This is a genomic window from Microbacterium sp. 18062, assembly GCF_902706225.1.
Taxonomy (GTDB): domain Bacteria; phylum Actinomycetota; class Actinomycetes; order Actinomycetales; family Microbacteriaceae; genus Microbacterium.
Map to the genome: position 1 here is coordinate 1 of NZ_CACSKB010000031.1, position 13,702 is coordinate 13,702.

The 13,702-nt window shown below is 71.8% G+C and carries 16 protein-coding genes; 9 read left to right on the top strand and 7 right to left on the bottom strand.

The window, feature by feature from the left end; genetic code table 11:
* Positions 1-2: 2 nt before the first annotated feature.
* Positions 3-473 carry a CinA family protein gene (locus GVL03_RS12175; protein ID WP_235038146.1) on the bottom strand — a complete coding sequence of 157 codons (471 nt, stop codon included), beginning with the start codon at positions 471-473 and terminating at the stop codon, positions 3-5.
* A 191-nt stretch (positions 474-664) separates the two neighbouring features.
* Here GVL03_RS12175 and GVL03_RS12180 point away from each other — a divergent pair, with 191 nt between their 5' ends.
* The 3 genes from GVL03_RS12180 to GVL03_RS12190 all read left to right on the top strand — a co-directional run bounded on the left by GVL03_RS12180 (position 665) and on the right by GVL03_RS12190 (position 3,215).
* Entirely contained in the window at positions 665-1,153 is a 489-nt protein-coding gene (locus tag GVL03_RS12180; protein WP_159501275.1) for a hypothetical protein, read from the top strand.
* Positions 1,150-2,112, top strand: a complete 963-nt coding sequence (locus GVL03_RS12185; RefSeq protein WP_159501276.1) for a cation diffusion facilitator family transporter — start codon at positions 1,150-1,152, stop codon at positions 2,110-2,112. Before GVL03_RS12180 ends, GVL03_RS12185 begins: the two co-directional genes overlap by 4 nt.
* 98 nt (positions 2,113-2,210) lie before the next feature.
* Positions 2,211-3,215, top strand: coding sequence for a Gfo/Idh/MocA family protein (locus GVL03_RS12190; RefSeq protein WP_159501277.1), 1,005 nt, complete (start codon positions 2,211-2,213; stop codon positions 3,213-3,215).
* Positions 3,216-3,267: 52 nt separating this feature from the next.
* On the opposite strand, the gene ald is transcribed toward GVL03_RS12190, so the two are convergent.
* The gene (ald, locus tag GVL03_RS12195; RefSeq protein WP_159501278.1) at positions 3,268-4,359 is read right to left on the bottom strand and encodes an alanine dehydrogenase; all 1,092 of its coding nucleotides are present in this window, start codon (positions 4,357-4,359) and stop codon (positions 3,268-3,270) included.
* 118 nt (positions 4,360-4,477) lie between these two features.
* On the opposite strand from ald, the gene GVL03_RS12200 reads away from it, so the two are divergent.
* Positions 4,478-4,996 (top strand): Lrp/AsnC family transcriptional regulator, encoded by a 519-nt coding sequence (locus tag GVL03_RS12200; RefSeq protein ID WP_159501279.1) that lies wholly within the window; start codon positions 4,478-4,480, stop codon positions 4,994-4,996.
* Between the two features lie 53 nt (positions 4,997-5,049).
* Here the strand turns inward: GVL03_RS12200 and GVL03_RS12205 are convergent, their stop codons facing one another.
* Complete coding sequence (locus tag GVL03_RS12205; protein ID WP_306770335.1) at positions 5,050-5,520, bottom strand: hypothetical protein; 471 nt, start codon at positions 5,518-5,520, stop codon at positions 5,050-5,052.
* Between the two features lie 166 nt (positions 5,521-5,686).
* Positions 5,687-6,895, bottom strand: a complete 1,209-nt coding sequence (gene coaBC / locus GVL03_RS12210) for a bifunctional phosphopantothenoylcysteine decarboxylase/phosphopantothenate--cysteine ligase CoaBC (protein ID WP_159501316.1) — start codon at positions 6,893-6,895, stop codon at positions 5,687-5,689.
* Positions 6,896-6,991: 96 nt separating this feature from the next.
* On the opposite strand from coaBC, the gene GVL03_RS12215 reads away from it, so the two are divergent.
* The 3 genes from GVL03_RS12215 to GVL03_RS12225 all read left to right on the top strand — a co-directional run bounded on the left by GVL03_RS12215 (position 6,992) and on the right by GVL03_RS12225 (position 9,354).
* Positions 6,992-7,711, top strand: a complete 720-nt coding sequence (locus tag GVL03_RS12215) for an NRDE family protein (RefSeq protein WP_159501280.1) — start codon at positions 6,992-6,994, stop codon at positions 7,709-7,711.
* A gap of 206 nt (positions 7,712-7,917) precedes the next feature.
* Positions 7,918-8,307, top strand: coding sequence for a DUF1304 domain-containing protein (locus GVL03_RS12220; RefSeq protein WP_159501281.1), 390 nt, complete (start codon positions 7,918-7,920; stop codon positions 8,305-8,307).
* 30 nt (positions 8,308-8,337) lie between these two features.
* Positions 8,338-9,354, top strand: a complete 1,017-nt coding sequence (locus tag GVL03_RS12225) for an NADP-dependent oxidoreductase (protein ID WP_159501282.1) — start codon at positions 8,338-8,340, stop codon at positions 9,352-9,354.
* 175 nt (positions 9,355-9,529) lie between these two features.
* Here the strand turns inward: GVL03_RS12225 and GVL03_RS12230 are convergent, their stop codons facing one another.
* Positions 9,530-9,865: a hypothetical protein gene (locus GVL03_RS12230; RefSeq protein ID WP_159501283.1), complete on the bottom strand. Its 336-nt coding sequence runs from the start codon at positions 9,863-9,865 to the stop codon at positions 9,530-9,532.
* Positions 9,866-10,012: 147 nt separating this feature from the next.
* On the opposite strand from GVL03_RS12230, the gene GVL03_RS12235 reads away from it, so the two are divergent.
* Both GVL03_RS12235 and GVL03_RS12240 read left to right on the top strand, forming a co-directional pair.
* Entirely contained in the window at positions 10,013-10,330 is a 318-nt protein-coding gene (locus tag GVL03_RS12235) for an ATP-dependent DNA ligase (protein ID WP_159501284.1), read from the top strand.
* A gap of 253 nt (positions 10,331-10,583) precedes the next feature.
* A complete protein-coding gene (locus tag GVL03_RS12240) occupies positions 10,584-10,721 on the top strand; it encodes a hypothetical protein (RefSeq protein ID WP_159501285.1) in 138 nt (45 codons plus the stop codon).
* A gap of 143 nt (positions 10,722-10,864) precedes the next feature.
* On the opposite strand, the gene GVL03_RS12245 is transcribed toward GVL03_RS12240, so the two are convergent.
* Both GVL03_RS12245 and GVL03_RS12250 read right to left on the bottom strand, forming a co-directional pair.
* Complete coding sequence (locus GVL03_RS12245; protein ID WP_159501286.1) at positions 10,865-12,265, bottom strand: aspartate aminotransferase family protein; 1,401 nt, start codon at positions 12,263-12,265, stop codon at positions 10,865-10,867.
* Between the two features lie 165 nt (positions 12,266-12,430).
* A complete protein-coding gene (locus tag GVL03_RS12250; RefSeq protein ID WP_159501287.1) occupies positions 12,431-13,702 on the bottom strand; it encodes an ROK family transcriptional regulator in 1,272 nt (423 codons plus the stop codon).

Below are 13,702 nucleotides of genomic sequence, written 5' to 3' on the forward strand. Positions count from 1 at the left end.
GGTCAGGGGGCGGGGTGCTCGCCGCGGGCGAGGACGGTCAGCAGGCGCACGGCCCGTCGCGTCGTCTCCGCGACGACCTCCTCGGGCGAGCCCTCGAGGCGCAGCAGATGGTCGCCGTGGTCGTCCGCGGTCGCCCACCCGAGGTAGACCGTGCCGGGGGCGTGTCCACCATCCGCATCCGGGCCGCCGACTCCCGAGGTCGAGACCGCGATGTCGGCGCCGAGCAGCTCCCGTACGCCGTCGGCCAGCTGCATCGCGCACTGCGGCGAACACGGATCGACGTCGGGCTCGACCCCGAGCACGCGCTGCTTGGTCGCCACGGTGTAGGCGACGACGCCGCCCGCGAACCACTCCGCGGCGCGTTCCGCGGTTCCCACCGCGCTGCAGACCAGGCCGCTGGTCAGCGACTCCGCGACCGCCACGCGAAGGCCCCGGTGCAGCGCCTGCTGGGCAAGTTCAGCGGCATCGGGCACGATCGTCCTCTCCCTCGGGCCTCCGACGATACCCGGCCGTGTGGCGCTCGGGGAACGCTCCTCACCCGCGAGACTGCGGCGCCCACGTGCAGTCTCGCGGCCTGCGCCGGCCCCCGCGGCCCGCGCCGGCCGATGTCAAGACCATGTCGCAGGACGCAGCCGTCTCCTAACGTCGTCTGACGGAGGACACCATGGCACGAGGGTCACGGACCCGCATCCGGTTCGCGGTCGCCGCCGTGGCCGCCGTGGCGGCGCTGGCGCTCTCGGGGTGCGGGCTGCAGATCCCGGCCGACCCCGACGGCACCCTCGACCGCATCACCGGCGGCGTGCTGCGGGTCGGGGCGTCGCCGGCGGACGAGCTCGTGCGGGTGTCCGAGCGGGACGTGTCCGGTCCGCTGCCCGATCTGATCGAGGGGTTCGCCGACGAGCGCGACGCCCGCGTCGAGTGGACGGTCGGCAGCGAGGAGGACCTGGTCGACGACCTCGTCGCCGGCGCGCTCGACCTCGCCATCGGCGGCATGACGGATGCCACGCCCTGGGTCGACGCGGTGTCGGTGTCACGCGGGTACTCCGGCGTCGAGGGCAGCGGCGGAGCATCCGTCGTCGTGCTGATGCCGATGGGTGAGAACGCGCTGCAGGCCGCGCTGGAGCGGTATCTGGACGCGGAGGTCGGCGGATGAGATCGATGGGACGCACCGATCTGCCGCCCGAGCAGCAGCAGGCGCTGCGCAGTGCGATCGTCTGGGAGTGGGTGACGATCGGCTACACCACCGTCACGATCGCGGTGATCGCGCTCGTCGTCGGTGGCTCGCAGGCGATGAAGACCGCGTGGATCGAGGACATGCTCTCGCTCATCCCGCAGATCGCGTTCCTGCTCGCGCTGCTGGTGATCCGCCGTCCGCCGTCGAAGCGGTTCCCGTACGGCCTCCACCGGGTGATGGGGGTCGGTCATCTCGTCGCCGGCGTCGCCCTGCTCGCAGTGGGCGGCAGCCTCGCGATCGAGTCGATCATGGGGCTCGTGCGGGCGGAGCATCCGGCGATCGGCACGGTGCAGGTCTTCGGTCGGACGGTGTGGCTCGGCTGGTTCATGGTCGCGGTCATGAGCGTCATCGTCATCGGGCCGTTCTTCTACGGGCACGCCAAGGCGAAGCTCGCGCCGAAACTGCACAACAAGGTGCTGTACGCGGATGCGGACATGGCCAAGGCCGACTGGACGACGACCGTCGCCTCGATCGTCGGCGTCCTCGGCGTCGGCATCGGATGGTGGTGGCTCGACGGCGTGGCCGCGCTGTTCATCTCGCTCGGCATCATCTGGGACGGCATCAAGAACGCCCGCGCCGCCGTGCTCGACCTCATCGACCAGCGCGCCCGCACCGAGGACGACGCACGGCCGCATCCGCTCATCGAGCGGATCGTCGAGCACCTGGACGCCCTGCCCTGGGTGCGCGAGTCGGCGGTGCGGATGCGGGACATGGGGCAGGTGTTCCACATCGAGGCGTTCGTCGTGCCGCGACGCCGCAAGGTGTCGCTCGAGGAGGTCGAGCAGACCCGGCGCGTGCTCGCCGACATGGACTGGAAGATGCAGGACGTGCTCGTCATCCCCGTGGCGTCGCTGCCCGACGAGGCGCGGAGCAGCTGATGCGGAAGCCTCCCTCTTCCGGTCCCTGAGCGCGAGGGGCACTGAGCGCGAGGGGCGTGGTGACGAGACGAAGAGCGCGGTGCATACGATCGATGATCATGATCCGCATCGTCACCATCGGGACCAGCGTCATCACCGTCGCCTTCGCCGCCGCCGTCCGCACAGTGGAGGGCATCGAGATCGCCGCGGTGTACTCGCGAGATGCCGAGCGGGCGCGGGCGTTCGCCGAGCAGATCGGGGCGCCCGCATCCGGGGACGGGCTCGACGCGGTCCTTGCCGACCCGAGCATCGATGCGGTCTATGTCGCCTCACCGAACGCCGTGCACGCCGAGCAGGTGCGGCGGGCGCTCGCTGCGGGGAAGCACGTGCTGGTGGAGAAGCCCGCGGTCGGCACGGCCGCGGAGTGGAGTGCCCTCGCGGGCGAGGCCGCGCGCGCCGGACTCGTGCTGCTCGAGGCGATGCGCACCGCCTACGACCCGGGCACCGCTGCCGTGCGCGGGCTGCTGCCCTCGCTCGGTGTGATCCGGCGCGTCTCGTTCCATTACGAGAAGCGGTCGTCGCGCTACTCGGCGGTGCTGGCGGGCGAGCGGGTGAACATCTTCGATCCGGCGATGGGCGGCGGGGCGCTCGCCGACCTCGGCGTCTACGGCATCCATGCCCTCGTCCTGCAGTTCGGTGCGCCGCAGTCGGTGCAGGCCGCATCCGTTCCCCTCGATGCGGGCGTGGACGGTGCGGGGATCGCCCTGCTCGGCTACCCGGGATTCGTCGCCGACATCGCGTACTCGAAGATCACGGACTCCGGCCGGCCGAGCGAGATCCAGGGGGAGGACGCCACGCTTCTGATCGACGAGATCGCGAGTCCCCGTCGCCTCGTGCGGCGCGGCATCGACGGCGCCGTCTCGGAGCGGATCGTCGACGCGCCGCCGCACCCGATGGCCGGCGAGGTGCAGCGCTTCGTGGAGCTCATCCGCACCGGCGCGACGGCGAGCGAGGACATCGAGCGCACGCGGATCACGCTGCAGACGATGGAGGACGTCCGCACGGCGCTCACCCCTCCCCCCTCGCGCGCGAGACTGCAGCGGAGCGCCGAGACAGCGGGGTGACCCCACGGTCTCGGCGCCCACGTGCAGTCTCGCGGCTCCGGCGGGCGGGACGTCAGGCGGCGGGCTTCGCCGGGAACGCCGCGGCGACGCCCGGTCCCGCGATCCGGCCCGCCACCGTGCTGAGCCCCTTCGCGAGCGCCGCGTCGTCGGCGACCGCGCGCTCCCACCCCTTGTCGGCGAGGGCGAGCGCGTAGGGGAGGGTCGCGTTGGTCAGCGCCGGAGTCGAGGTGCCCGCCGCCGCGCCGGGCATGTTCGCGACGCAGTACAGGATGGCGTCGCCGACCCGGTACGTCGGCGCATCGTGGGTGGTCGGCCGCGAGTCCTCGAAGCATCCGCCCTGATCGATCGCGATGTCGACGAGGACGCTGCCGGGCTTCATCCGCAGGACGAGCTCGTGCGAGACGAGCTTCGGCGCCTTCGCGCCGGGGATCAGCACGGCGCCGATGACCAGATCGGCCTCGAGCACCGCGTGATCGATCTCGTAGGCGCTGGACGCGACCGTGCGCACCCGCCCGCTGTACAGGTCGTCGATCGCCCGCAGGCGAGGGAGCGACAGGTCGAGCACCGTGACGTCCGCGCCCAGGCCCACTGCCTGCGCGATCGCGTTGGTGCCGGCGATCCCGCCGCCGATCACCGTCACCTTCGCGGGCCGCACTCCCGGGACACCGGCGAGGAGCACCCCGCGGCCGCCCTGCGAGCCGAGCAGATGGTAGCCGCCGGCGAGCACCGCGAGCCGTCCCGCGACCTCGCTCATCGGCGCGAGCAGCGGCAGCGAACGGTCCGGCAGCTGCACGGTCTCATAGGCGATCGCCGTCGTGCCGGCGGCGAGCAGGGCGTCGACGAGCGGCTCGTCCGCCGCGAGGTGCAGGTAGGTGAACAGCGTCAGATCGTCGCGCAGGTAGCCGTACTCGGCGGCGACCGGCTCCTTGACCTTCAGGACGAGCTCGTTCTCCCACGCGGCGGCGGCGTCGCCGAGAAGAGCGCCGGCCGCGACGAAGTCGGCATCCGGGATGGCGCTGCCCGCGCCCGCTCCCGTCTGCACCGTGACGGTGTGCCCGTGCTTCACCAGCTCGTGCACGCCCGCGGGGGTGACGGCGACGCGGTACTCGTGGTTCTTGACCTCGGCGGGAACACCGATGCGCATGGCTTCTCCTCGTTCGTGTCAGTCGGCGGCGGCTCGAATATAGGAGAAACATTGCATTCTGTCGCGCCCATCCGAATAGTCTTCATCACGTGGACATCTCACGGAAGATTCTGCGCTGATGGCGGCGACCGACCCCGCCGGTGCGCAGAAACGTCAGATCGACGAGACCGACGAGCGCATCCTCTGGGAGCTGCGCCGGGATGCCGACCTGACCAATGCCGCGCTGGCAGCGCGGGTCGGGCTCTCGCCATCGGCCGCGCACGCGCGGGTGCGCGCGCTCCGTGCCGCCGGAGTGCTGGGCGCGTCGCACGCCGACGTGGATCTTGCCGCGCTCGGCCTGCCGCTGCAGGCGATCGTCGGGGTGCGCCTGCGCGCGCAGGCGCGCCCCGCGATCAAGACCTACGCGGCGAAGGTCGCGCAGCTGCCGAACGTGCTGAACATCTACTTCCTCGGCGGTCAGACCGACTTTCTCATCCATGTCGTGACGACGTCGCCCGAGCAGCTGCGGGACTTCGTGGCGACCAGGCTCAGCATGGATCCGGCGGTGGCCTCCACCGAGACGCAGATCGTGTTCGACTGGGTGCGCTCGCCGGGACGCGCCGGCGGTTTCGACGACATGCGCGACTCGATCTCCTGAGCGGCGCCCCGGCCCTCGTACGCACGCGGCGGACACGGGCGGGACCGGCGGGATCAGAGCGCGCGGAGCCTCTCGAGCAGAGGGGCCGCCACCTCGGCGACGAAGCGCTCCTGCTGCGCGTCGCCGATCTGCACGATCGCGACGTCGGTGAACCCGGCGTCGAGGAAAGGGCGCACGCTCTCCGCGAGGGCGTCGAGGTCCGGTCCGCACGCGATGGCGTCGGCGACGTCCTCCGGCCGCACGAACTGCGAGGCCGCGGCGAAGCCGGCCGGGGTCGGTAGGTCGGCGTTGACGCTCCAGCCGCCGCCGAACCAGCGGAACTGGTCGTGGGCGCGGGCGACGGCCGCATCCGGATCGGTATCCCAGCTGATCGGGATCTGCCCGATCTTCCGCGACGCGCCGTCGTGCGCGGCATCCCAGCCGGCGACGAGATCCGCGTCGGGCTCGACGGCGACGAGATGGTCGCCGAGCGGGGCGAAGCGCTCGATCGAGCTGTCGCCCGAGACCGCGATGCCGATCGGCACGCCGCCCTCCTTGCGCCCCGACCCCCAGAGCTCCACCCCGCGAACCCACATGCTTCCGCCGAGCCCACACACTCCCGCCGCAACAAACGTGTGGGCTCGCGCGGAACGAGTGGGTTCGCGGAGTCGGCGGAGCGGGAGCGGGAGCGGGGAAAGGGGGGTAGCGGGGTCAGCGCAGGAGCAGTACCGCATCCCACAGCGCGTCGGCGACCCGGCGTTTGGTGCCGCGCACGGGGGCCGGGGCGTCGTCGTCCGCGGCGAGCAGGAGCAGGCTGTTCTCCTCGACCTCGAAGCCGTGCTGCCAGCCGACCTCGTTCACGGCCAGCAGGTCCACGCCCTTCCGGGCGCGCTTGCGGTGTCCCCGCTCGAGCAGCTCGTCGCCGGTCGCCGTCTCGGCGGCGAAGCCCACGATCGTCTGCCCGGGCCGACGCTCGGCCGCGAGGCCCGCGAGGATGTCCGGGTTCTCCACCAGCGTGAGGGTGAGCGTGCCGTCCGAGCCGTCCTTGCTGAGCTTGCGGTCCGCGACCCGGTCGACCCGGTAGTCCGCGACGGCGGCGGCCATGACGACGATGTCGGCGGTGGCGGCCGCATCCGTCGTCGCAGTCTGCAGCTCGGCGGTCGTGCCGGCGCGAGAGAGGGTGATCCGCGGGTGGGCGGATGCTGCGGCCAGGACATGTGCGTCGACGTGGGCTGCGACGACGTGCACGTCCGCGCCGCGATCGGCGGCGGCGAGGGCGACGGCGACGCCCTGCCGTCCGCTCGAGCGGTTTCCGACGAAGCGCACCGGATCGATGGGCTCCCGGGTGCCGCCGGTGGTGACGACGACCCGGAGTCCGGCGAGATCGCGGACGTCCGCATCGACGAGGCCGAGGGCGAACCGGGCGATCTCCTCCGGTTCGCTCATGCGGCCGGGTCCGCTGTCTCCGCCGGTCAGCTCGCCGTCGGCGGGCCCCACCACGTGGACGCCCCGCTCGCGCAGGGTCGCGAGGTTCGCGACGGTGGCCGGATGCCCCCACATCTCGGTGTGCATCGCGGGCGCCACGACGACGGGCGCCGTGGTGGCGAGCAGGGTGGTGCCCAGCAGATCGTCGGCGAGACCGGCGGCCATGCGCGCGAGGGTGTTCGCCGTCGCCGGGGCGACGACGACGAGGTCGGCGCGCTGGCCGAGCGAGACGTGTCGTACCCGGGCGACGTCGTCGTGCACCGAGGTGGTCACGGGGTTGCGGCTGATGGCCTCCCACGTCGGAAGCCCCACGAACCGCAGTGCATCGTCGGTGGGGATCACGTGCACGTCGTGGCCCGCGCGGATCAGCTCGCGCACGAGCTGTACCGTCTTATACGCGGCGATCCCACCCGTGACTCCGACGACGACGAACACGGCTCGATTCTCGCACGCTCCGCTCACCCCGATCGCCGCACCCGCCCGCTCGGCATCCACCGTCCGCCCGGCCCGCTCGAAGGAGACCTGCTCCGCATGTGCACCGTTGTCGTCCGCGTGCCCGACGACCCGCGGCATCCGACCCGGATGATCGCGGTCCGCGACGAGGATCCTGAGCGTCCGTGGGATCCCCTCGGCACCTGGTGGCCCGAGACCCACCCGGGCCTGGTCGGCGTGCGCGACGCACGGGCGGGCGGCGCGTGGCTGGCGGCCGACCCCGCGGCGTCCCGGCTCGCCGTCCTGCTGAACCGCGAGGACGACGGCACGCTCCCCGACGACGCGGCGCTCTCGCGTGGCACTCTCCCCCTTGCGTCGGCCGCGGGCGAGAGCCTGGATGCGGCGCCCCGCACCCGCGGGTTCAACCTGCTGGAGATCGACGCGAGCGGATCCCGGGTCGTCTCGTGGGACGGCGTCGCGCGCCGCGCGACCGGGCTCGCCCCGGGTACGCACATGATCGCGCACGACGACGTCGACGATCCGCAGACGGCGCGCATCACGGCCTGGCTGCCGGAGTTCGCCGTGGCTGGCACCGGCGCCGCGACCGAGGGTGGATGGTGGCACGAGTGGCTGGCGGTGATCGATCGCAGCGCGGCGCTCGCCGCGACCGACGATCGCGCGATCATCCGCGACCACCGGCACATCGGCATCCCGACGCTGTCGCTGCTCGTCTGCGTCGCGAGCGTCGGGCCGGACGGTGTCGACGTGCGCTGTGCGCCGCTCCCCGCGCCGGGAACCTGGGGGCCGCTCGCGTTCTGAGTGCGATTCCTGCGGGTGGTCGGGCGATTGGGTCGCCAGTCGTCGGATCCGTGCCGCGGATGATGCCTGCCGGGGCCTGATAAGGCGTCGAGCCCGCACTCCATCCGACGACTGAGGGGCGACGAATCCTCCGGAGTATGGACGAGTCCTCCGGAATGAGGACTTTTCCGGAATATGGTGGACAGTCTGAACCACCGGAGGATCACATGGTCATCGTCGGGCTCGTGTTCGCCGGCCTCGCGGCCATCGTGCACGTCTACATCTTCTGGCTGGAGTCGATCGTGTGGACCGGTGCCCGCGCCCGGCGCACCTTCGGCGTGCGCACCGACGAGGAGGCACGGCTCACGCGTGCGCTCGCGTTCAACCAGGGCTTCTACAACCTGTTCCTCGCGATCGCCGTCACGCTCGGCATCGTGCTCGTCGTCCTCGGGTGGACGACCGCCGGTGCGACGCTGGTCTTCATCGGCGCGGGGTCGATGGTGGCGGCCGGCCTCGTGCTGCTGATCTCGAGCCCCTCGAAGGCGCGTGCGGCCCTCGTCCAGCTCGTCCTCCCCCTTGTCGGCGTCGTCGCGCTGGCCCTCGGTCTCGCGCTCTGAGCGCCGCATCCGGATCCCGAAAGGACCCCCATGGCCCCTGCCATCAGCGCCCAGATCCAGCTCGTCCGCCGGCCGAAGGGCTGGCCAGAGCCGGGTGACTTCCGCACGGAGCGCGTCGAGTACGGCGACCTCGAGCCCGGCCAGGTGCGCGTGCGGAACGCGTTCCTCTCGGTCGACCCGTACATGCGCGGCCGGATGAACGATGCGAAGAGCTATGTCGCGCCCTACGCTCTGGGCGAGACGATGACCGGCGGGGCCATCGGCCGCGTCGTCGAGTCCACGAGCCCCGAGATCCCGGTGGGTGCGGTGGTCCTACACGCCTACGGCTGGCGCGACGTCGTGCAGGAGGACGCGGCGGGGTTCCGGGTCGTCCCCGAGCTTCCCGGTCTGCCGCTGTCGCTGTACCTCGGCATGCTCGGGATGACGGCGCTGACCGCCTACGTCGGGCTCGTCGACATCGCCGGGCTCCGCGCTGGCGACACCGTCTTCGTCTCGGGTGCGGCGGGTGCGGTCGGCACGGCCGTCGGGCAGATCGCGAGGCTCCTCGGCGCCGGACGCGTCGTCGGCTCCGCGGGATCCGCGCGCAAGGTGGCGCTGCTCACCGACAAGTACGGCTACGACGCCGCGTTCGACTACACGCAGGGTCCCATCGCCGCGCAGCTGCGCGAGGCGGCTCCGGACGGCATCGACGTCTACTTCGACAACGTCGGCGGCGAGCACCTAGAGGCGGCCATCGGTGCTTTCAACGATCATGGCCGGGCGGCGCTGTGCGGGGCGATCTCGGACTACAACGCGGATGCGGCGCCCACCGGCCCCCGCAACATGTCGAACCTCATCACCCGGTCGCTGACGCTGCGCGGCTTCACGGTCGGTCACCACGCGCACCGTGCGCCGGAGTTCCAGGAGCGGATGACCGGATGGCTCGCGGAGGGCCGCATCGCCTATGACGAGACGATCGTCGACGGGGTGGAGAACAGCGTCGAGGCGTTCCTCGGGATGATGCGCGGCGAGAACGTCGGCAAGATGCTCGTGCGCATCGCCGGCTGACGGCCGGCGGGCGGGTCAGCGGCCTGGGTCGCTGACGTCCGACGAAGGATACGAAATCCCCCCGCCGGGGAGGCTTTCGGGTCAGCTGCTCGGCGCTCCTGCGGGGCACTCCGTGGGGTGGGAAAAGCACGGTCGCTGAGCGAGCGCAGCGAGACGAAGCGTGAGGACTTTCGGGTCAGCTCTCGGCGGTCGGGGCCGAGGCATCCGCCGTGTCGAAGTGCTCGGCGACGAGCATGATGCCGCCCGAGGAGTTCGCCGAGTTCGCGAGCTCCTCGATCCACTCACGGCTCAGCATCGCGGGCTCGGGATCGTCGAAGACGAACCGCAGCGGGATCGAGGGATGCAGCCACAGCGTGCTGCGCCCGTGGGGCTGGCCCTCGGGGTGCCGCCACGAGAGGGTGAAGCTCTCGCCTCGGCGCAGCTTGGTCGCGATCACGACCTTCAGATGCGCGAGCGCGCGATCCTCGATGTGGATCGGTGCGCCGCCCCCGCCGTAGTGGATCGTTCCCATGCGCCCACCCTAGTGGGCGAGCGTGGGCGAGCGTGGGCGAGCGTGGGCGAGCGTGTCCGGAGCAGGCGCGCGCGGGGTGCGTTCGCAGACGTGCGGCGCGGGACGGGTGGGTTCTTCGCTCGCGCGGGTCTGCCCTATGCTCCAACTGTGGGCCGATTCATCTACGACAGCAACGCGAACGCGGTCGACATCGAGGACCGTACGCTCTCGCACCTGCGCATCGTGGTGATGAACAAGCTGCGTCGCGGCGAGCCCTTCATGTTCGACGTCGAGATCGGTGACGGCAGCGGCCGTCGCAGCTTCTGGGTGCACCCTTCGGTGCCGATGCAGTTCCACTTCTACGGAAGCCGCCAGCCCAAGATCAACCGCGCCTGGGTCGAGGAGCTGATGCTCGCCGCATCCGGACCCTCCGGCCTCACGATCGTTCCTGAGCCGCCGGACGAGCCTGCCGAACAGTCCGCCTGACCCGAAAGTCTCCGCGCCCCGGTTCTGTTGAACAGGCGCATTGCCTGGACTTTCCCCACCCCACGGAGTGCCCCGCAGGGGCGCTGAGCAGCTGACCCGAAAGTCCTCACGCTTCGTCTCGCTGCGCTCGCGGCCGCTGAGAGAGGAGCGCTCGCCGGTCAGGCGAGTATGCCCGCCCCCAGGACCTGTCAAGGGGGATGCCCCAGTTCGCCGTACTGCGGCATCGTGGGGTGATCCGCAGGAGGTGTTGCCCGTGTCCACCAGGCCAGACGACCCGATATCCGAAGACCCGCCGCCGGCGCCCCCCACCGCCGAGAGCACCCCCGGGGTCTTCGCGGAGGTCCCCGGCATCGACGTCGTCGACGGTGAACTGGTGCCCCGGGTCCCGTGAGCCGATCGCGCCCGACTCGCCGGTCCCTGAGCGAGGAGCGCAGCGACGAGACGAAGGGTCGCGTGGAGCTCGTCCCGCTCGGCACTTCGTCTCACTGCGCTGGCTCAGCGACCTGCGCCGGCACCGGATGCCGCATCCGCTGATCAGAGGCGCGTCCAGGCCTCCGACAGCACGCCGCGCAGGATCTGCTCGATCTCGTCGAACTCGGGCTGTCCGATCGTGAGCGGCGGGGCCAGCTGGATCACGGGGTCGCCCCGGTCGTCGGCGCGGCAGTAGAGCCCGGCGTCGAAGAGCGCCTTCGACAGGAAGCCGCGCAGGAGTCGCTCGGACTCGTCGTCGTCGAACGTCTCGCGCGTCGCCTTGTCCTTGACGAGCTCGATCCCGAAGAAGTAGCCGGCGCCGCGCACGTCTCCGACGATGGGAAGGTCCTTCAGCTTCTCGAGCGTCGCGCGGAAGCGCGGCGAGTTGTCGCGCACGTGCGCGTTGAGTCCCTCCTCCTCGAAGATGTCGAGGTTCTCAAGAGCCACGGCGGCCGAGACCGGGTGGCCGGCGAACGTGTAGCCGTGGGGGAAGCTCGTCGTGCCGGTCGAGAACGGCTCGTAGACGCGGTCGCTCACGATCGTGCCGCCGGCGGGGGAGTATCCGCTGGTCAGCGCCTTGGCGAACGTGATCATGTCGGGCTGGTAGCCGAACGCGTCGCTCGCGAAGTACTCGCCGATGCGGCCGAAAGCGCAGATCACCTCGTCGCTGACGAGCAGCACGTCGTACGTGTCGCAGATCTCGCGCACGCGCTGGAAGTAGCCGGGCGGGGGCGGGAAGCATCCGCCCGAGTTCTGCACCGGCTCGAGGAACACCGCCGCGACCGTCTCGGGGCCCTCGAAGAGGATCATCTCCTCGATGCGGTTCGCCGCCCACAGGCCGAACTCCTCCTCGGTCCCTCCCGGGAAGCCCATCTCGGTCGCGCGGTAGTAGTTCGTGTTCGGCACGCGGAAGCCGCCCGGCGTCACCGGCTCGAACATCGACTTCATGCCGGGGAGCCCGGTGATCGCGAGGGCGCCCTGCGGGGTGCCGTGGTAGGCGATCGCTCGCGAGATGACCTTGTGCTTCAGCGGCCGGCCGACGAGCTTCCAATAGTGCTTCGCGAGCTTGAACGCGGTCTCGACCGCCTCGCCCCCGCCGGTCGAGAAGAACACGTGGTTCAGGTCACCGGGGGCGAGATCGGCGAGCCGGTCCGCGAGCTCGACCGCCGCCGGATGCGCGTACGACCAGATCGGGAAGAACGCCAGCTGCTCGGCCTGCTTCGCCGCCGCCTGGGCCAGGCGCCGCCGGCCGTGGCCCGCGTTCACGACGAAGAGCCCGGCGAGGCCGTCGATGTAGCGCTTGCCGGCGGCATCCCAGATGTGATGGCCCTCGCCGCGCACGATGATGGGGACGCCCGAGCCCTCGGTCATGACCGACTGCCGGGCGAAGTGCATCCACAGGTGATCGCGGGCCTTGGTCTGCAGGTCGTCCTGGTCGTAGCTCGTGTGCGTGTCGAGGGACATGTCGCGCCTTCCGTTCACAGGCGACGATACTCCGGGACGCGCGCAAAGTGCACTGTCCGGACGGTTTGCGTCCGGGGTCGTGAGACTGCACGGGAGCGCCGAGACCGTGGGGTTTCCCCGCGGTCTCGGCGCGCCGCTGCAGTCTCGCGGTTCTGGCCGCCCGGGTCAGGCGCCGAGCGGATCGGCGAGCAATGGTACGAACGCGAGCTCGGCGGCGCCGATGAGCAGTCGGTCCTCCGCGAGGGACGCGAGACGGATGTCGAGACGCTCGCCGCAGGCGGGCATCGCCTGCGCGCGCACGGCGGCGATCATCTCGGGCAGGGCGCCCGCGGTCAGGGCGGCGAGGAAGCCGCCCAGCACGACCACCGCGGGATCGAGCACGTTGACGGCGTTGGCGAGCGCCGTGGCGAGGATCCGCCGCTGGCGCGCGACCTCGGCGAGGGCGGGGGCATCCGTGGCGTGTTCGATGAGCGCGGCGAGGGCGGTGTCGTCGGGAGCCTGCTCGCCGGAGCGTTCGCCCGCGTCGGATGCCGGCTCGCCGGGGTCGCCCGGACCGGCCGCATCCGCATCCGCACCGGCATCCGCATCCGCACCGGCATCCGCATCTGTGCCCGCACGGGCACCCGCGACGGCGGCGACCAGACGTGCGCGGCTGACCTCGTCCTCGAGGACGCCGCCCGGAACCCGGCGGTCCGCGGCATCCTCGATGCCCGGTCGGTTCTGCCCGAACTCGCCCGCATACCCGCCCGACCCGCCGATCATCGTGCCGTGCGCGATGATGCCGCCGCCGATGCCGCTCGCGCCGCCGTTGAGGTAGACGACGTCTTCGGCGCCACGGGCCGCGCCGAAGAGGTGCTCGGCCCGCGCCCCGAGGCTCGCGTCATTGCCGACCGTGGCGGCGAGGCCCGTCGCCGCATGCACGATCGCGGCCAGGGGCACCTCCCGCCAGTGCAGGTGCGGCGCGTCGCGCACCACGCCGTCCTCGGCGCGGACGAGCCCGGGAACGGCGATCCCGGTGCCGATCACGCGGCGTCCGGCGAGCGGCCCGGCCCGCCACGCCTCGATCCGCTCGGCGAGCACCGCCGCGGCGTGTTCCGGCGTGGGGGCGCTCCGCCACCGGATCCGCTCCCGGACGAGCACCGTCCGGTCGAGCGCGATGGCCGCCACGGTCATCGCATCGACCTCGGGGTTCGCCGCCACCGCGACCGTCTGCGCCGTGATCGCGACGACCGGCGACGGCCGTCCGGCCCGCCGCGCCGCATCCGGAGCGCGCTCCTCGAGGAGTCCGTGCGCGACGAGGCCTGCGACGAGGTCTCCGATCGTCGAGCGGTTCAGGCCGCTCGCCTCGGTGAGGGCCGCTCGGGTGAGCGGGCCGTCGAGGTGGAGAAGCTCGAGCATCGCGGCGAGGTTCTGCCGCCGCATCCGGGTCGCGCTCAT

Excerpts from the sequence above, each read along its gene's own strand:
- GVL03_RS12180 (WP_159501275.1), top strand. The coding sequence starts at position 665 with ATGGCACGAGGGTCACGGACCCGCATCCGGTTCGCGGTCGCCGCCGTG.
- GVL03_RS12185 (WP_159501276.1), top strand. The coding sequence starts at position 1,150 with ATGAGATCGATGGGACGCACCGATCTGCCGCCCGAGCAGCAGCAGGCG.
- GVL03_RS12190 (WP_159501277.1), top strand. The coding sequence starts at position 2,211 with ATGATCCGCATCGTCACCATCGGGACCAGCGTCATCACCGTCGCCTTC.
- ald (WP_159501278.1), bottom strand. The coding sequence starts at position 4,359 with ATGCGCATCGGTGTTCCCGCCGAGGTCAAGAACCACGAGTACCGCGTC.
- GVL03_RS12200 (WP_159501279.1), top strand. The coding sequence starts at position 4,478 with ATGGCGGCGACCGACCCCGCCGGTGCGCAGAAACGTCAGATCGACGAG.
- GVL03_RS12215 (WP_159501280.1), top strand. The coding sequence starts at position 6,992 with ATGTGCACCGTTGTCGTCCGCGTGCCCGACGACCCGCGGCATCCGACC.
- GVL03_RS12220 (WP_159501281.1), top strand. The coding sequence starts at position 7,918 with ATGGTCATCGTCGGGCTCGTGTTCGCCGGCCTCGCGGCCATCGTGCAC.
- GVL03_RS12225 (WP_159501282.1), top strand. The coding sequence starts at position 8,338 with ATGGCCCCTGCCATCAGCGCCCAGATCCAGCTCGTCCGCCGGCCGAAG.
- GVL03_RS12230 (WP_159501283.1), bottom strand. The coding sequence starts at position 9,865 with ATGGGAACGATCCACTACGGCGGGGGCGGCGCACCGATCCACATCGAG.
- GVL03_RS12245 (WP_159501286.1), bottom strand. The coding sequence starts at position 12,265 with ATGTCCCTCGACACGCACACGAGCTACGACCAGGACGACCTGCAGACC.
- GVL03_RS12250 (WP_159501287.1), bottom strand. The coding sequence starts at position 13,702 with ATGAGCGCGACCCGGATGCGGCGGCAGAACCTCGCCGCGATGCTCGAG.